Below are 16,808 nucleotides of genomic sequence, written 5' to 3' on the forward strand. Positions count from 1 at the left end.
GGGGCACGCTCCCAGCCAAACGGGTGGCACCTCGAACAGTCGTCGCTCAGAGTTCACCAAGGAGAAAGTACTGATTCATTTGGGATGGAGTTCACGGACTCCTGACCGACCGACCGTGGGAGCGTGGGGGTTCCGAGCCCCACCCGGACCCCGGTCGCATCAAGAGAGGGACACCCATGCGTGACGCGTACCACGAGGAACTGGACTCGATCGGCGAGGGCCTGGTCGAGATGGCCCGGCTGGTCGGGTCGGCGATCGGGCGCGCCACCACGGCCATGCTCGACGCCGACCTCAAGCTCGCGGAGACCGTGATCGCCGCCGACCAGAAGGTCGACGACCTCCAGCACGAGCTGGAGGCGCGGGCGATCGCGCTCCTGGCCCGGCAGCAGCCGGTCGCCACGGACCTGCGGATCGTCGTCACGTCGCTGCGGATGAGCGCCGACCTGGAGCGCTCGGGCGACCTGGCCCAGCACGTGGCCAAGCTCGCCCGGCTGCGCTTCCCCAACCGCGCCGTGCCGGACGACCTGCACGCCACGATCCTGCAGATGGGACAGCTGGCGCAGCGCCTGATGGCGAAGGCGGCGGAGGTCATCATCACCAAGGACGTCGACCTCGCGCTCCAGCTGGAGCAGGACGACGACGAAATGGACCTGCTGCACCGCACGCTCTTCCAGCACCTGATGGACGACCGCTGGAAGCACGGCATCGAGACCGCCGTCGACGTCACCCTGCTCGGCCGCTACTACGAGCGGTTCGCCGACCACGCCGTGTCGGTGGCCAAGCGCGTGGTGTACCTGGTCACGGGCGAGCACGCGGACGAGCTGCAGCAGCAGGCCACGGTCGAGGGCGCGTAGCGGCGCGGCAGGGGGCGCACGTGGGGAGCCTGCGCGCATGCGCCGTTGATGCGCCCGGCCCGCCGGGGCTGCAATGGGCGTGGCGGCATTCCCATACGCCCTTGAGGAGGGACCCATGGCTGAATCCCCCACAACCGAACCCCGGCAGGAAACCCCGCACGACGCGGTCTTCCCGCCCGTCCTCGGCGCCTGCGGCTGCGGCGCCGGCTGCGGCTGCGGCTGCCAGTCGGGCGCCCCGTGCCAGTGCGGCGGCTGCTGCGGCTGACACTCCGCGCACGTGGTGCGACAAGGGCCCCGTCCGATGCCGGACGGGGCCCTTGCGGTATTGGGCGTTCAGACCGCGAGAGGCACCTGCTCACCCTCGACCGGGTTCCCGTAGTGGGACCAGATCTGGTTCAGCTCGTGCTGGTAGTAGAGCGAGTGCAGACCGGCGACGATCATGAGGATCAGCCCGATCCAGGCATTGCAACTGGGCCGCATCCCCGCCGACTTCTGCATCTCGGCGATGCGCCGGCCGGTGTTGAAGACCGACACGAAGGGCGGCACGATCACCAGCCATCCGACGAGCACGGCCACCACGGCGATCGCCGGATCGACCTCGATCCGACGATCGAAGTCACGGGCCTCGCGGTTCACCTTGTAGTACCAGACGAAGTGGTACACCCCCAGGGTGATCAGCGGCCAGATCAGCCACACCAACAGAATGTTGCGGTTCTTCCCGACCCGACCAGACACGACGCACCTCCTGTCCACCCAGTTCACCACGCCCCCGCGCACGCCGCGCGCCGCTGCGGAACGGGGGCCGTTGTCGGAGCCGGGGGATACGGTGCGGCCACGACTGAGCGCGTTCGGGGAGGGGCATTGGGAGCCAAGACCGGTCTGCTCGTGTACGCCGACGGCCATGCGCCGGACCTGCTGCGGCAGGTGGGAAAGGCGGACCCGGAACAGACGTCAGCCATGATGCGGCGTCTCTACCCGGGCTGGGAGATCGAGGCGTGCGAGGGTTCGGCCCTCTACAGCGGCGTCTATCCCCTCGATGGAACGGCCTACGCGGCAAGCTGGCCGGGCGTGGAGATCGTCTGCGATCGACGCGTGATGATCGATGCCCCGTCGCAGCTCCCCCAACATCTCGTCGCGGCGAGCGCCGACCGGCGGCTGATCCTCCACGCCATGCACAGCGTGGTCGACTGGCTGGCCTTCGCCGTCTGGGAGGACGGACGTCTCATCCGGTCCCTGAGCCTGTCACCGGACCACGGGATCATCGAGAACATCGGAGAACCGCTCCCCTTCGAGCTCCCCTACTGGGCCGGGCACCGCCCGGCGGACGTCATTCGGTGGCCGGGCGAGGAAGCCGAACCGTACGCCCTGCCCTTCCACCCTCTGGAACTCGCCGAAGACGCACTGCGCGCACTCTGCGGCTTCATCCAGGAGGGCATGCCGGAGCCCGGGGACGTCGACACGGAGAACATCGCACTCCACGGCTTCCTCGTGCGAGACCCGGAGGGTCCCGACCCTGCGGAGAAGGAGGCGGAGATACGGAGAGCGGTGGCAGCGATGAGGCCGGTGCGGTTCTACACGATGGGACCCGACGGCGTGCTCATCGAGCGGGACGGCCCCTAGCTCCACAGCGCTCCTTGCCGATGCGCCAACGGCGTGCCCGGCACAGCGCCAAGCCCCCGCCTCGCGCGGAAAGCCGCAGGCGGGGGCTTGTTCGTGGGTGCTTACTTCTTCTTGCCCTGGTTCTTGACCGCCTCGATCGCCGCCGCAGCCGCCGCCGGGTCGAGGTAGGTGCCGCCCGGGTTCACCGGGTTGAAGTCGGCGTCGAGCTCGTAGACGAGGGGGATGCCGGTCGGGATGTTCAGGCCGGCGATGTCCGCGTCGGAGATGCCGTCCAGGTGCTTGACCAGGGCGCGCAGGCTGTTGCCGTGGGCGGCGATCAGGACCGTGCGGCCGGTGAGGAGGTCGGGGACGATGCCGTCGTACCAGTACGGCAGCATGCGCTCGACGACGTCCTTGAGGCACTCGGTGCGGGGGCGCAGCTCGCTGGGGATCGTCTGGTAGCGGGCGTCGTTCGCCTGCGAGAACTCGTTGTCGTCGGCGAGGACCGGCGGAGGCGTGTCGTACGAGCGGCGCCAGAGCATGAACTGCTCCTCGCCGAACTCGGCCAGCGTCTGGGCCTTGTCCTTGCCCTGGAGGGCGCCGTAGTGGCGCTCGTTCAGCCGCCAGGTCCGGTGGACCGGGATCCAGTGACGGTCGGCGGACTCCAGCGCGAGCTGCGCCGTGCGGATGGCGCGCTTCTGGAGCGAGGTGTGGAGTACGTCGGGGAGCAGGCCGGCGTCCTTGAGCAGCTCACCGCCGCGGACTGCCTCCTTCTCGCCCTTCTCCGTGAGGTTGACGTCCACCCAGCCGGTGAACAGGTTCTTCGCGTTCCATTCGCTCTCGCCGTGGCGGAGGAGGATCAGCTTGTACGGTGCGTCGGCCATGCGCCCGAGCCTAATCGACTCCTCCGGAGCGCCGCGCGGCTGCCCGAGGAGCGGACTCGGTTGGCTGTAGCCGTCAATTGAGTGGCGCTGGGAGCCGCGCTCTCAGTAACTTGCGGTTGCTTGTTGAGACCATTACAGCCGTGGGGGCTCCCGTTATGTCCATCGCTTCGCTCGTCCGCCCGGCGCGTGCGACAGTCTCGGGTCTGCCGCAGGGCTTCTGGTGGCTGTGGACCTCGACGCTGGTGAACCGCACCGGCGCGTTCGTCCTCACCTTCCTGTCCCTGTATCTGACGCAGGAACTCGGCTACTCGGCCTGGTACGCCGGTCTCGTCATCGCTCTGCACGGACTCGGCGGCGTGGCCGGGTCGCCGCTGGGCGGGATGCTCACGGACCGGTGGGGTCGGCGTCCCACCATGATCTCGATGCACCTGGCCGGCGGGACGTGCGCCGCCGCTCTCGCCGTGGTCAGCAGCGCCTGGGCCATCGCGGTCGTGGTGCTGCTCATGGGCGTGGCGATGCAGGCCGTGCGGCCGGCGATCAGCGCCATGATCGCGGACATGGTGCCCGAGGCCGACCTCCGCCGGGCCTACGCGCTCAACTACTGGGCCCTCAACCTGGGCTTCGCCGTCGCCGCTCTCGGCGGTGGCGCCGCGATCTTCCTCGGCTACCGGACCCTGTTCGTCGTCGACGCCGTCGCGACGGCACTGTGCGCGCTGATCGTCTTCCTCCGGCTCGGCGAGACCCGTCCCAAGGCTCGGGTCGACAGCGCCGGCGAGACGGTCGAGGAGGAGCGGGTGACCGTCCTCGACGTGCTGAAGGACGCGCCCTTCCGCACCCTGGTGCTGCTGAACCTGCTGGTCTGCCTGATCTTCACCGCCCCGTGGGTCGGTCTGCCGCTGACCATGGCCGGCGAAGGGCTGTCGGCCGATTCGTACGGCATGGTCATCGCCGTCAACGGTGTGGTGATCGTCGCCCTTCAGCTGCTCGTCAACAGGATCACGGACAAACGCTCGCCGGCTGCCCTGCTCACCGTCTCGTCGCTGCTCTTCGCCGTCGGCACCGGGGCGACGGCCCTCGCCGGTACGCCTCTGGTGTTCGCGGCGACCGTGGTGGTGTGGACGATCGGCGAGATGGTGCACGTCCCGACCAACGCCGCCGCGACCGCCCGCCTCGCCCCCGAACACGCGCGCGGCCGCTACCAGGGCGTGATGGGCATGTCGTGGGCGGTGGCGGGCTTCGTCGCCCCGCTTCTCGCGGGCTGGATCGTGGACGGACCCGGTCCGGACGTCCTGTGGATCGGCTGCGCGATGGTCGGCGCGGTGGCCGCGGTGGGCTACACGGTGCTGCTGCGGCGGGCACTGGTGGAGCACGACGGACCGGGCGCCGGCGGCGTGAAGACGGACGCCGTGAAGACGGATGCCGTACTCAAGGACGCGCAAGGGGCGGCGCGGAAGGACGCCGGGCAGAGCCAGGCCGCGCCCGTCACCGTCGAGAAGGCCGAGCCCATCGGTGGCTGAGCCCGCGCCCGCCCGCGTCGGAGGAAGGGAGGCACGGTCCCGAGCCGCCGCCCGTGTCGTGCGGGCCGGGCGGGTCAGGTCGCAGGGCGCTCGATCAGGCTCTTGAACGCGTCCAGGTTGCGGGTCGATTCACCGCGCGAGACGCGCCACTCGTACTCACGGCGGATCGCACTCGCGAAACCCAGCTCCAGCAGCGTGTTGAAGGAGCCGTCCGCCGCCTCCAGGATCGAGCCGAGCAACCGGTCGAGTTCGTCGGGCGTGACCACGGACAGCGGGAGTTTGCCCACAAGGTAGATGTCGCCGAGGGAGTCGATCGCGTAACTCACCCCGTACAGCTTGAGGTTGCGCTCGAGGAGCCAGCGGTGGACGGCCGCGTCGTTCTCGTCCGGGTGACGGACGACGAAGGCGTTGACGGAGAGCGAGTGCTTGCCGACGAGGAACGAGCACGTCGTCGACAGCTTCCGGGTGCCCGGGAGTTTGACCACGTAGGAGCCGGTGTCCGGGCTCTCCCACTCGAGGTCCGCGTCCTTGAAGGTCTGCTCGATGACCCGTGTCACCTGCTGCACGTCAGACATGGGGCGAGCGTACGTCAGTGGTGCGCGGCCGTACGTCAGTGGTGCGTCGCGGCCCGGGTGCGGCGTCGGTGCTCGTACATGGCCGCCTGGTAGACGTCCGCCGTCGTCGACGCCGCCGTGTCCCAGCCGAACGACTGCGCGTGCTGGGCCGCGGCCTCGCCCATCCGGTCCGTCAGGGAGGGGTCGCGCACAAAAGAGGCGAGCACGTCCGCGTAGTGCGCCGGGTTGTGCCCGGGCACCAGGAAGCCGGTGCGCTCGTCGCGGACGGCGACCGGGAGGCCGCCGACGGAGGCCGCGATCACCGGCGTACCCGCGGCCTGGGCCTCTATGGCGACGAGGCCGAAGGACTCGCTGTACGAGGGCATGACCAGCACGGAGGCGGCGCGGAACCAGTCCGCGAGCCGCTCCTGGTCGACCGGCGGCCGGAAGTGGACGACGTCCGCGATGCCGAGCCTGGCCGCCAGCTTCTGCAGACCCTCCGGCTTGGCCAGTCCGCTGCCGCTGGGGCCGCCGACGACGGGCACGAAGATACGGCTGCGCAGTGACGGGTCGCGTTCCAGCAGGGTCGCCACGGCGTGCAGCAGGATGTCGGGGGCCTTCAGCGGCTGTATACGGCCGGCGAAGACGGGGATGAAGGCGTCCTGCGGGAGCCCGAGGCGGGCCCGGGCGGCGGCGCGGCCGTCCGCGGGGCGGAAGAGGTCCAGATTGACGCCCGGGTGGACGACGGCGACCTTCGCGGGGTCGGCGTCGTAGAAGCGGGCGAGCTCGCCGGCCTCCTCCGCGGTGTTGGCGATCAGCCGGTCCGCGGCGTTGACGATCTGGGTCTCGCCGATCACGCGCGTGGCGGGCTCCGGGGTGTCGCCCTCCGCCAGCGCGGCGTTCTTCACCTTGGCCATGGTGTGCATGGCGTGCACGAGCGGGACGCCCCAGCGTTCGGCCGCGAGCCAGCCGACGTGGCCGGAGAGCCAGTAGTGCGAGTGGACGAGGTCGTAGTGACCGGGGCGGCGGGCGGCCCACGCCTGCATCACGCCGTGCGTGAAGGCGCACAGCTGGGGCGGCAGGTCTTCTTTGGCCAGGCCCTCGTAGGGACCGGCGTCGACGTGCCGTACGAGGACGCCCGGAGCGAGCTCCACGACGGGCGGCAGCCCGCCGGTGGTGGCCCGGGTGAATATCTCGACCTCGACGTTGATGGCGGCGAGGCGCTTGGCGAGCTCGACGATGTACACGTTCATGCCGCCCGCGTCGCCCGTGCCCGGCTGGTGCAGGGGCGAGGTGTGGACGCTGAGCATGGCGACCCTGCGCGGCTTGCGGTGGCCGCCGGGAAAGCGGATACGCGGTGCCATCCGGCTGCTGCCGAGGCGGGACACGTACTGGCTCACGGCGGCGGTCCTCTCGCTGCGGGCACGGCTAGGTGCGGGGCAAGCGGGTCCCGCACGGTCTCGTAACAGCGGAGTGACGCATTCCATTTCCCATTGCGCCCACTTTGCCAAATCGTTACCGTCCGCGGTCGCCGCCCCCCTTGCACCTCGCATTCGTCCAGCCGCCGGGAGGGAGCGGCCGGGTCGGCCACCCGCCGGTGCGACCGCATACCCTCGCTGCCATGAACCGCCCCGTCGGCACCGCGACCCGCGGGACGACCAACCCCAACCGGCTCCGCCGCATGGACCGCTGGATCGCCCACGCGCACGGCCCCGCCCTGCGCCGCGCCGACTCCGCGCCCGTCGCCGTCGACCTCGGTTACGGCGCGGCCCCGTGGACCGCGGTCGAGCTGCTGCGGCGACTGCGCACCGCGGATCCGCGGTGCCGGGTCGTCGGCATCGAGATCGACCCGGTCCGGGTCGCCGCCGCCGAGCCGTACGAGCGCGACGGGCTCACCTTCCACCACGGCGGCTTCGAGGTGCCGACGGCCGACCGGCCGGTGCTCATCAGGGCGGCCAACGTGCTGCGCCAGTACGACGAGTCCGAGGTCGCCGCGGTGTGGGCCCGGCTGTGCGACCGGCTCGCGCCCGGCGGGCTGCTGGTCGAGGGGACGTGCGACGAGATCGGGCGGCGGCACGTGTGGGTGGCGCTCGGCCCGGAAGGGCCGCGGACGGTGACCTTCGCGACCCGGCTCGGCTCGCTCGAACGCCCCTCCGACCTAGCCGAGCGGCTGCCCAAGGCGCTCATCCACCGCAATGTGCCGGGCGAGCCGGTGCACGCGTTCCTCCGGGACTTCGACCGCGCGTGGGCGGCCGCCGCTCCGTACGCCTCACTCGGCGCGCGGCAGCGCTGGATCAGGGCCGTGACGGATCTGGCAGGCGCGTGGCCGGTGACGGACAACCGGAGACGGTGGCGGCAGGGCGAGGTCACGGTGGAATGGGCGGCGCTTGCCCCGAAGTCGCAATAATCGGGGCAAGCGGGGTTAAAGAGTGCCTGTGCCACGATCGGGTGAACCGGCCGAACACGGGAACGCACGAGGCGCGTTGCTCGTCAGTCGAGTGGAGGGGATCGGCGGGCGCGCTGTGGGGCGGGTGGTCTGTGGGCTGATGCGCGTGCCGAACTGCCGATCGACTCTGTCGCTTTTGCGTGCGTCATGACACCATCACGTCGTCACTCAGAAGTTACTGACGGTTAATCACATCCGACTCGCTCCGCACAGCAGCCGGATGCCAGGCGCTCGTCCGAAGGGGGAGTCGTGAACCGACGCCACTGTGCCACTGCCGCGATCACACTGGTCTGCGCTCTGACGCTGCTGACGTCTCCCGGGCCGGCCTTCGCGGCCCCCGAGCCGGTCCCGACGACCCCGGCGTCCGTCACGCAGCCGAACGTGCCCGCGCCGCCCGCTCCGCCCGCGGCGAACACGTCGCTCGAGGAAGTCCGCCTGAAGATAGACGCCCTGTACCGCCAGGCGGCGTCCGCGACCGACGCGTACAACCTCGCCGAGGAGCAGACGCAGCAGCAGTCGGCCGAAATCGTGAAGCTGGCGCAGGAGATGGCCAAGGGGCAGGCCAGGATCAAAGAGCTGAAGAACCGCGCGGGCGCCGCCGCCCGCGCCCAGTACCGAGGGGGCGGCCTGCCGCCGGAGGCGCAGCTGGCGCTCGTCGACGACCCCCAGCTCTTCCTCGACGGCGTCGGCCGGATACAGCAGGGCCAGAAGGCCACCAACGACCTCATCACCGAACTGACCCGGACCCAGGCCGATCTGGCGAACTACACCAAGGACGCCAGCGCCCAGTGGGAGCGGCTGGAGAGCAACCGCACCAAGAAGGAAAAGGCCAAGAAGGAGATCAAGGAGAAGATCGCCGCGGCCAAGAAGCTGGAGGACCGGCTCGAGAAGCAGGAGCTGGCGCGGCTGCGGCAGTTGGAGCGGCAGGCGCAGCAGCGGGCCCAGACGGCCTGGCTGGACTCGGGCATCCTGCAAGGCGTCGGCGGCACCGCGAGCGAACAGGGCCGCAAGGCAGTCGAGTTCGCGACGCGGCAGCTCGGCAAGCCGTACGTGTGGGGCGCCGAGGGCCCGGGCTCGTACGACTGCTCGGGGCTCACGTCAGAAGCATGGGCCGCGGCGGGGCGGGGCATCCCGCGCACCTCGCAGGAGCAGTGGCGGCTGCTGCCCCGGATCGACATCAAGAACATGCGGCCCGGCGACCTGATCATCTACCACTCGGACGCCAGCCACGTGGGCATGTACGTCGGCAACGGCACGATAATCCACGCGCCGCGACCGGGAAGGCACGTCACCGTCGCGGGCGCGGGCTCCATGTCCATCCTCGGGGTCGTACGCCCCGACAAGTGACGCAGACCACCGAGGACTCCTCCACCGCACGGCGGTACGGCCCCGCGTGACGCGCGCCACGCGGAGACCGGGGCAATAGGGACGCGCCGGGTGATGTTCGTCATGGGGCGCCCGGCAACTACGCCCCCATGCGCGGCATATGCCAACGGCTCTTTGCTGATCACCATTCCGTTCTGCTGCCCCGTACCGCTATGGTCCCCGTCGTGGGGGCACCTCCCAGGCGAAGCTCGTGGGGGAGGGACGTCGATCGTCGCCCTGCCCGCCCTCGGGGGGAGGGAAGGAACAACACCGATGCCCGTACCCGTACCGCGACAGAGGAACGTCCCCGTCGCGGAGAGCGCCCCCGTCGCCCCCGGCGGAGCCGGCGGCGACCTGACGCTTCTGGTCGTCGAGGACGACCCCGCGGGCACCCTGAACGTCCCCGAGCTGCTGGACGACACCGGCACACGCGTCCGGATCCGCACCGCCCGGAATCTCACCGAGGCGGAGCGGCTGCTCACCGACGACGTGCACTGCGTCATCGTCGACCTCGCGCTGCCCGGTCGCGCGCAGGACGACGCCCTCGGCGCGCTCAAGCACGTCCTGCGCCTCGCGCCCCGGCACGCCGTGCTGGCGCTGACCGGTTCCGGCGACGTGGAGCTGGCGGCCGAGGCGGTACGGCTCGGCGCCCAGGACCACCTGGTGCGCGAGGAGCTCGACGGGCGTCTGCTGACCCGCGCCGTGCGGTACGCGGTGGAGCGCAAACGGGCCGACAGCGTGCAGGTGAAACTCGCGGAGTCCCGGCTGCGCGCCCAGGAGAACGCCCGGCTGGAGCGCGGCCTGCTGCCCACCCCCCTGCTGGAGGGCTCGGACCTGCGCTTCGCGGCGCGCTACCGCCCCGGACGCTCCCGCGCGCTGCTCGGCGGCGACTTCTACGACACCGTCCGCACCCCGGACGGCACGGTCCACGCCATGATCGGCGACGTCTGCGGCCACGGCCCCGACGAAGCGGCGCTCGGCGTGGAGCTGCGGATCGCGTGGCGTGCGCTGACGTTCGCCGGGCTGTGCGGCGACGACCTGCTCTCCACGCTTCAGCAGGTGCTGGAGCACGAGCGGGAGAGCGACGAGATCTTCGCGACCCTCTGCACCGTGGACATCGCGCCGGACGGGCGCCGCGCCGGACTGTGCCTGGCCGGCCACCCCAGCCCGCTCATCGCCCGCCACGGCCGTGCGGCGCAGCTGCTCCCCTACGAAGACGGCGGCCCCGCACTGGGCCTGCTGCCGCGCGCCCGCTGGCCGCGCCGACAGGTGGAGCTGGGCGGCTCCTGGAGCCTGATGATGTACACGGACGGGCTCATAGAGGGCCGCAAGGGACCGGACACCAAGCAGCGACTGGGTCAGGAAGGCATGGTCGCGATGATCGACCGCCAGCTCGCGGCCGGCCTGGAGGGCGAGACGCTGCTGGAGGCGGCCGTCGGCGAGGTGCGCGAGCTCAACGGGGGCGACCTGACGGACGACGTGGCGGTGCTGCTGCTCAGCCGGAACGGTGCCCGCCGCTGAGGCGGTTTGGCGCCCGGCGCTGAGCCGGAACGGACTCGGCGCTGGGGCGGTGTGGCGCTCAGCACTGAGCCGGAACGGCCACCGGTGTGGCCACCGGCCGCGGCCCCTGTCCGGTGCGGGTTAGCGGCCGCCGTTGTAGGGGCCGTACGGGCCGTCGCTGCTGGACCCGCCGGAGCGCCTGCCGCCGCCTCCCGAGATCTGCTGCAGGGCGGGGCGTACGTCGACGAAGAACACGATCGAGGCGATCAGGCCCGCGATCTGCAGGAACAGCATGGGGATGAACAGGTTCACCGCGACCGCGACGCCGAGGATGACCATCCAGAACGGCTTGGTCTTCTTGTCGGCGGCCCGGTAGGCGTCCTCACGGGCCAGGGCGGCCATGACGAACGCGGCCACGGACGTGACGAGGAAGACCAGACTGACGATCATCCAGAGTCCGAAGTCGAAGTTGTCAGCCAGCATCCTCAGCACCGCCTAGTGAGTGGGTTGGTGTCACCTGCCTCGCGGCCAAGGTACCTCTGTGGGGCACCCGGGCGCGATGAACGTGCCGGACGCCGCGTCACCGCGGCGTCCGCGCACCGCTCACTTCCCGGCCGGCGGCGTGCTCTTCTTGGCGGCCGGCTTACGCGCCGTCGTCCTGCGGGCGGCCGGCTTCTTGGCCTCCGCGGCCTCCGGCTCCGTGGCGGTCGCGCTCCCGGCCTCGGCCCCGGGCTCCGCCGTCGCGCTCTTCGCCGACGCGGACCCCGACGGTGACTGGGGCTCGACGGCGACGGCGATCTCGGTGATCTCCTCCGCCGCCTCGCCGCGCCACGACCGCACCGTCTGCTCGCCGTGCTCGGCGACCTTCTCGTACGTCTCACGGGCCTTGACCGCGTACTCGGCGGCCACGCCGACGCTGCGCAGCGCCAGGTCCTGAGCGTTCTCGCCGAGCTTCTTCAGGTCGGTGTCGAAAGAACCGAACACCTCGGCGACCTTGGCCTGCATGGTGGCCTGCGCCTCCTTGGCCTGCGTGGTCACCTTCTCCTGCACGGCCTTGGGGTCCGTGTTGCGCACGGCGTCGATCCGGGCCGGCGCCTCGGCGGCGAGCTGCTCGATCAGCACCGGCACCTTCCTGGCCTGCTGAACGGCGAGGTCCGCGGTACCGGCGGCGAAGTAGAGGGGGGTCGGGTCGGTGAGGGTCTTACGCAGGTCATCGGTGATGGCCATGACTGTGGTCCTCCCGGAACGCAGATCAGTTCATTTCGTTTTCGGTCCGGCATCGCCCGGCTCGTCGGCCGTGCGGGAGCCGTCAGCGGCGGCGTCCTGGGCGGCGCCCGTCGACGCGTCCGCGACGCCGGCGGTCTCGAGCCCGTTCTCCTTGCGGAAGGACTCGTAAATCTGCAGAAGCACCTGCTTCTGCCGCTCGTTGATGGAGGGGTCGGCAAGGATGACGGCACGCGTCTCCAGCTCGTCCCGCTCCTGCTCGTCGAGGATCCCGGCCCGCACGTACAACGTCTCCGCGGAGATCCGCAGGGCCTTGGCGACCTGCTGGAGGACCTCCGCGCTCGGCTTGCGCAGCCCGCGCTCGATCTGGCTCAGATACGGGTTGGACACCCCGGCGGCATCGGCGAGCTGCCGCAGGGACAGCTGCGCGGTGCGCCGCTGTTCGCGGAGGTACTCACCAAGATTGCCGACGTTGAGCGATGCCATATGCCGATGATGCCCGGCGCTTGCTAACTTTTGCAAGCACCTGCTTGCAAAAGTGTTCCTCGCAACACTCGCCCGGCCTACTGTGCCTGAGCACGATAGGTGTCGTATTTGCAGGACAGCTGTCGTTGTCCCGTCTCAGGCGATCCGCTCCAATGTCATTGAGGTTGGGCCAATCCGCACTTCCATGTCACCGAAGCTGCTCCGCGCCTCCCGTATCGGCCCAGCTCTCACTGGATCTTGTAATGAACCCCGGAAACCAGGGGCCTCGGCCAGGTACGGGAGTGAGAATCGGCGAGAGTACGCGAACCACCAGGAGGCACGACGCGATGGACGAGCTGCGCTTTGATGAACCGATCGGGTCTATAGCCATCGGACACCGGGACAACAGCCTGATGATCCTCAAGGCACTTGGCACACACAGCCTGCGCCTGCAGTTGGAGGTGAAGGCCCCGGCGGCCGCCGAAGCGGGACGGGTGTTGCACTTGGAGACCGATCTGTACGCGCCCTACGGCAACGGTCACCGCGGCTGGCTCGGCTCGTCCGTGATCACGATTCCGTTCCGGCAGGGCGAGCTTACGCGGCCACACCTGCGGTACGTCCTCACCAGCGCACAGCTCCGCGCCCTGGAAGAACACCGCTCCGGCGATCTGCGCCTGGAGGTCGAGGTGCGTGCCGTGCTACCTCAGGCGACCGGGTACCCGGGCTGCCCGCCGGCCGTCCTGTACCTCGACGTCGCGGAGAGCCGGTGGCGCCAGCAGCTCCAAGGGCTCGGCAACACCCTCGCCGTGGAGATGTCCATCCCCTTCCCCGCCGATGACGAGCCTCGCCAGGAAGCCACCCAGTACCTCTTGGACGCGCAGCGCCGCCTTGGGAACAACGACGTCGACGGCGCCATCCTTGAGGCCCGCCGAGCCCTGGAACGCATCCGGGACATCAGCGCATGGTCCTGGCCGGGCAACAAGCAGGCTCGTGAGCGCCTCCGGGACGAGCGGTGGTCGTGGATTCGCGCGGCGCTGGAGGACCAGGCCAGCGGCGCGATGCACAAGGACGCGATCACCAAGGCGTTCACGTACACCCGCGCCGAGGCGGAGACGATGATCGCCATGGTGGCTGCCCTGCTGCGCATCGCGCCGGTGGCCACCCCGGGCGACTGACGCACCTCAGCACCAGTCGCTCTGGTTAGGGGCAATAGGCCCAACCAGCCGATCGACGGATCGGCACGCTGGAGCCAGCCCGACCGCTACGCCATCACCTTGTGGAGCAGCCCAACGGCCCCGGAGGCCGCGACAAGAGCGACTATCGGGCCGCCGGCCATGAAGCCGACGAGCCCCGCCATGGCGGCGGCGGTGAGGATCAGCCCCCACCGCTGAGGCAGCGGCTCCGGGCTGGGGGTGTCGACGTTGCTCGTACTGCGCCTTACTGTTGTCACTACGTGGATCCCATCTACGTGAGAGCTGTAGCGGCCCCGGTTGCCCCCGGGGCCGTTCGCGTTCCGGCGAACTGCTGGCCGCCACACCCGAACCTTTCGGCCTTGCCGATCCCAGTTTGAGGGTGCCTGAAGGGCCCTCAGCGAATGTCGATCAACGTTTTGAACCGCATCTAGGCTGATAACTAGTGATACCTTTATGCGGATCAAAACGTTGGGTTCAAAACGTTGGGAAACCGATGTCCGGAGAGCTTGACGCACTCGTGCGCCGACACCGCCGCCTGAACGAGATGAAGAAGGGCGGGCAGGTCGACGCCGCCTCGCAGGCACTGCGGGAACTCTGGGAGGCTGGCAAGAAGCCCCAGGTCATCGCGCTTCGGCACTCATTCTTCGATACCAAAGAGCCCCCACCGCCCATGGCGGGGCTCCTTAACCCCCGCGGGATCGCGATGCGCTTCTACCTCCTGGCGCTCTTCGAGGCCCAGTGCCGTCTGGACGTGGGCGAGGAGTGGGTCGGCAGCCGTCCGATCGCAGGACGACGCGGCTGGGCAGACCTCGTGGCCATCGACGGGGCCTACGACAGCGAGACCGGCAAGTACATGCGTGGTGACACCAAGCAGGACAGGGGCATCGAGACGCTGCGCCTGCGGCAGGTCCATGGCGCGCTGCGCACCATGGAGAAGCTGGGGGACCACCGGCACCAGGCCCTCGTGGACATCCCGACGAAGGACAACGGTCATCGACTCTATGACGCGTTCACTCTGATGACGGAGAGTGGACGCGGCCGGCTGCAGACGCCGGACCGCTACAGCGTGCCGAAGCTCGAGCGAAGTAAAGCGTTCCGCGTGCCCGCCGCGTTCTTCCTGAACGGCTGGGTCCAGGTGTTGCACCCGTCCGAGATCGCCACGTGGCTCATCTTCCAGGCCCTCAGCCAGCACTTTCCCGGCAAGCACGATGACGAGGGGAACTTCCTCGTCGGGGACGTACGCAAGCGGTTCGGTCTGCGCCGGGATGCCTACGAGGACGCCCGTCGCCGCCTCTGCTCCTTCGGGCTCCTCCGAATCGCTCGCCCCAAGTCTGAGGAGACCAGCATCTTCAGCCAGCCAATGGCGCCGCGAGAGCGCTACGAGCCGCACCGTTACCAGGTTGTCCACGGCGGTCTCGGCGAGAAGGCCCTCAACAGATGCCTCAAGGAGATCACCTTCCTGCAGAACGAACTACGCAAGAGGAAGAGCTGACCGCAGACAGCGCAAACTGCGGCCGTCGACCGATCCGCCACGCGGAGACCCTCGCCTTTCGGGTGCTTCCCGTCGTGTCTCGCCAGATCAGAGCGACAAAGAGTCTCAGAGGCATACAACATCGCGGATTGCCACAAGGCACTTCGGTAGTCTCGCTCCCTATGACTGGTGATATCCGCGAGCAGCTTGCGGCGTACGACGCAGCGGTGCGGCTCGCTGGCGAAACGGATCGCGGCATGTCCGCCGATGAACGGTGGGCACGCAGTGTGGCTGCGCCTCAGCTGGCCGCGCATGTGCCGAGCAACCGCCTTGAACCTGTGTGTACTGGGTGCGACGGTGCTCCCTGGCCTTGTGACACAGTTCGAGGCGCCATGGTCATGGCCAACCCTCACTACAACTGAATCCGTCCGAGCCGTAATTGGCCGTAGCCTCGGGTAGCCCATCGCTAGGGTCGTATCCATGAGCCCTCGCGACGCGGACCACTCCTGGCTGCCGGACCACCAGCTTCACGTGGTCGCGACGCTGGCCCACGTGGATCACACGATCGACCGGGTGCTGCGGCTCACTCATGATTACACCGAGCGAGGACCGATCACATTCGCCGAGGTGGTAGCGGACGACCGGGTGGATGTGGTGGTCAAGGCGATTGCGCCTCTCCCAGAAGCGGTAACCCGGCTGGTGGCTGACGCTCTCACCCAGTTGCGGGCTGCGCTGGAACACACCCTGTACGCAGAGGTCGAGGCCAACCTCGGGCGGCACTTGACCGAGGCAGAGGCGCGGGGTGTCGAGATGCCCGCCGCCACAGACGCCGGAGCGCTCACCAAGTGGTTCCGAGACGGCCGACGCCGCCGGCTTCCGCCACTTCATGACGGCACGCCTCTTGCGCAGCGCATTGAGCGACTGCAGCCCTTCCAGCGCCGGGACTCCAACGAGCATCCGCTGCGGCTCTTGGCCGTCCACACCAACCTGGCCAAGCACCGTACCCCCGCTGTCGCGGCGACCCGACTCGGGGCCGTGTACCCCGATGATCCGCGCAGTAGCCTGAATGTTGCGCTTCCCCTCAAGCCGCGACCGCAGCCGGGTGACGGCCTGCCCCTACGGCAAGGCGACGTACTCGCCAGCGCCCCGCTTGGTGCCCGCATCCCCTTCTCCGTAGTGCCGACAGTCTCGCTGCAGCGACCTCACACCGGAGTGTGGGTCATCGCCGCCCATGAGCTGGAGCTTGTTGAGCAGTGGGTGCGCACCATAGCCATCCCCATCCTTGTCACCGGAAGTTACGAGGTGAACCCTCTGCCCCCGCAGCTTGACATTTCGGTTGGGCGCGCAGACCTGCGCGCCGAACTAGCGACGGCGGGCCGCACACCCGCTGTTGTGCGTGCCCGGTCCAGGATCTCGGCTGTCGTGGCCCGCGCCGGTCTCGTCGAAGTCCTCGCTCCTTCCCCGGAAGGATCTGAGGCGGAAACGCTCAGGATCTGGCTCAACTCACTGGACGATGGGGCGGTTGTAGAGCGAGCCGTTCGTCTGGGAGGTGTACGCGACCAACCGCATGAGCTGGTCGAGGTGTGCCGCGAGCTGATCGCCGAAGCCCTCAGCCACAAGAGGCGAACCTCGGAGACCTCACGCACGGACGGCGGCAAGGCGCAGTAACGGGCGGCGCGCCAGCCCGCGAAGTGCGGACGCCCACTCAGGTGGGGACGGCGTGGTGCGGCTGCGTA

18 protein-coding genes are annotated in these 16,808 nt (G+C 69.5%); 10 read left to right on the plus strand and 8 right to left on the minus strand.

Translation table 11 applies throughout. From position 1 onward, the window contains the following. Positions 1 to 176 precede the first annotated feature (176 nt). Together phoU and ACWD01_RS23360 are read left to right on the plus strand one after the other, a co-directional pair. Entirely contained in the window at positions 177 to 854 is a 678-nt protein-coding gene (phoU, locus tag ACWD01_RS23355) for a phosphate signaling complex protein PhoU (protein ID WP_451164725.1), read from the plus strand. A gap of 115 nt (positions 855 to 969) precedes the next feature. Further along, positions 970 to 1,119: a hypothetical protein gene (locus ACWD01_RS23360; RefSeq protein ID WP_451164726.1), complete on the plus strand. Its 150-nt coding sequence runs from the start codon at positions 970 to 972 to the stop codon at positions 1,117 to 1,119. A gap of 68 nt (positions 1,120 to 1,187) precedes the next feature. Here ACWD01_RS23360 and ACWD01_RS23365 read toward each other — a convergent pair whose 3' ends face one another. Then, complete coding sequence (locus tag ACWD01_RS23365; RefSeq protein ID WP_451164727.1) at positions 1,188 to 1,589, minus strand: DUF4234 domain-containing protein; 402 nt, start codon at positions 1,587 to 1,589, stop codon at positions 1,188 to 1,190. Between the two features lie 126 nt (positions 1,590 to 1,715). On the opposite strand from ACWD01_RS23365, the gene ACWD01_RS23370 reads away from it, so the two are divergent. Next, entirely contained in the window at positions 1,716 to 2,474 is a 759-nt protein-coding gene (locus tag ACWD01_RS23370) for a DUF6928 family protein (RefSeq protein ID WP_451164728.1), read from the plus strand. A gap of 101 nt (positions 2,475 to 2,575) precedes the next feature. On the opposite strand, the gene ACWD01_RS23375 is transcribed toward ACWD01_RS23370, so the two are convergent. Then, positions 2,576 to 3,337: a phosphoglyceromutase gene (locus tag ACWD01_RS23375; RefSeq protein ID WP_356898714.1), complete on the minus strand. Its 762-nt coding sequence runs from the start codon at positions 3,335 to 3,337 to the stop codon at positions 2,576 to 2,578. A gap of 155 nt (positions 3,338 to 3,492) precedes the next feature. Between ACWD01_RS23375 and ACWD01_RS23380 the strand changes: the two genes are divergently transcribed. Next, positions 3,493 to 4,854: an MDR family MFS transporter gene (locus ACWD01_RS23380; RefSeq protein WP_451164729.1), complete on the plus strand. Its 1,362-nt coding sequence runs from the start codon at positions 3,493 to 3,495 to the stop codon at positions 4,852 to 4,854. A gap of 74 nt (positions 4,855 to 4,928) precedes the next feature. Here the strand turns inward: ACWD01_RS23380 and ACWD01_RS23385 are convergent, their stop codons facing one another. Together ACWD01_RS23385 and mshA are read right to left on the minus strand one after the other, a co-directional pair. After that, a complete protein-coding gene (locus ACWD01_RS23385; RefSeq protein WP_451164730.1) occupies positions 4,929 to 5,429 on the minus strand; it encodes a YbjN domain-containing protein in 501 nt (166 codons plus the stop codon). A gap of 35 nt (positions 5,430 to 5,464) precedes the next feature. Continuing rightward, positions 5,465 to 6,808 carry a D-inositol-3-phosphate glycosyltransferase gene (gene mshA / locus ACWD01_RS23390; protein WP_451164731.1) on the minus strand — a complete coding sequence of 448 codons (1,344 nt, stop codon included), beginning with the start codon at positions 6,806 to 6,808 and terminating at the stop codon, positions 5,465 to 5,467. A 221-nt stretch (positions 6,809 to 7,029) separates the two neighbouring features. Here mshA and ACWD01_RS23395 point away from each other — a divergent pair, with 221 nt between their 5' ends. The 3 genes from ACWD01_RS23395 (at position 7,030) to ACWD01_RS23405 (ending at position 10,740) form a co-directional block, all read left to right on the plus strand. After that, the gene (locus tag ACWD01_RS23395; protein WP_451164732.1) at positions 7,030 to 7,815 is read left to right on the plus strand and encodes a class I SAM-dependent methyltransferase; all 786 of its coding nucleotides are present in this window, start codon (positions 7,030 to 7,032) and stop codon (positions 7,813 to 7,815) included. 288 nt (positions 7,816 to 8,103) lie between these two features. Then, entirely contained in the window at positions 8,104 to 9,201 is a 1,098-nt protein-coding gene (locus ACWD01_RS23400; RefSeq protein WP_451164733.1) for an NlpC/P60 family protein, read from the plus strand. Between the two features lie 291 nt (positions 9,202 to 9,492). Next, positions 9,493 to 10,740, plus strand: coding sequence for a PP2C family protein-serine/threonine phosphatase (locus ACWD01_RS23405; RefSeq protein ID WP_451164734.1), 1,248 nt, complete (start codon positions 9,493 to 9,495; stop codon positions 10,738 to 10,740). 120 nt (positions 10,741 to 10,860) lie between these two features. Here ACWD01_RS23405 and ACWD01_RS23410 read toward each other — a convergent pair whose 3' ends face one another. The 3 genes from ACWD01_RS23410 to ACWD01_RS23420 form a co-directional block, all read right to left on the minus strand. Beyond that, the gene (locus tag ACWD01_RS23410) at positions 10,861 to 11,202 is read right to left on the minus strand and encodes a DUF2516 family protein (protein ID WP_451164735.1); all 342 of its coding nucleotides are present in this window, start codon (positions 11,200 to 11,202) and stop codon (positions 10,861 to 10,863) included. 120 nt (positions 11,203 to 11,322) lie between these two features. Next, complete coding sequence (locus ACWD01_RS23415; RefSeq protein WP_451164736.1) at positions 11,323 to 11,946, minus strand: hypothetical protein; 624 nt, start codon at positions 11,944 to 11,946, stop codon at positions 11,323 to 11,325. Between the two features lie 30 nt (positions 11,947 to 11,976). Continuing rightward, entirely contained in the window at positions 11,977 to 12,429 is a 453-nt protein-coding gene (locus tag ACWD01_RS23420; RefSeq protein ID WP_451164737.1) for a helix-turn-helix domain-containing protein, read from the minus strand. A 326-nt stretch (positions 12,430 to 12,755) separates the two neighbouring features. Between ACWD01_RS23420 and ACWD01_RS23425 the strand changes: the two genes are divergently transcribed. Continuing rightward, positions 12,756 to 13,583 carry a hypothetical protein gene (locus tag ACWD01_RS23425; RefSeq protein ID WP_451164738.1) on the plus strand — a complete coding sequence of 276 codons (828 nt, stop codon included), beginning with the start codon at positions 12,756 to 12,758 and terminating at the stop codon, positions 13,581 to 13,583. Positions 13,584 to 13,669: 86 nt separating this feature from the next. Here ACWD01_RS23425 and ACWD01_RS23430 read toward each other — a convergent pair whose 3' ends face one another. Further along, positions 13,670 to 13,858: a hypothetical protein gene (locus ACWD01_RS23430; RefSeq protein WP_451164739.1), complete on the minus strand. Its 189-nt coding sequence runs from the start codon at positions 13,856 to 13,858 to the stop codon at positions 13,670 to 13,672. Between the two features lie 236 nt (positions 13,859 to 14,094). On the opposite strand from ACWD01_RS23430, the gene ACWD01_RS23435 reads away from it, so the two are divergent. Continuing rightward, on the plus strand, positions 14,095 to 15,093 hold the full coding sequence (locus ACWD01_RS23435; protein WP_451164740.1) for a hypothetical protein: 999 nt from the start codon (positions 14,095 to 14,097) through the stop codon (positions 15,091 to 15,093). A gap of 459 nt (positions 15,094 to 15,552) precedes the next feature. Continuing rightward, the gene (locus tag ACWD01_RS23440) at positions 15,553 to 16,740 is read left to right on the plus strand and encodes a hypothetical protein (RefSeq protein WP_451164741.1); all 1,188 of its coding nucleotides are present in this window, start codon (positions 15,553 to 15,555) and stop codon (positions 16,738 to 16,740) included. Positions 16,741 to 16,808 lie beyond the last annotated feature (68 nt).

The organism is Streptomyces sp. NPDC002835 (assembly GCF_053591995.1).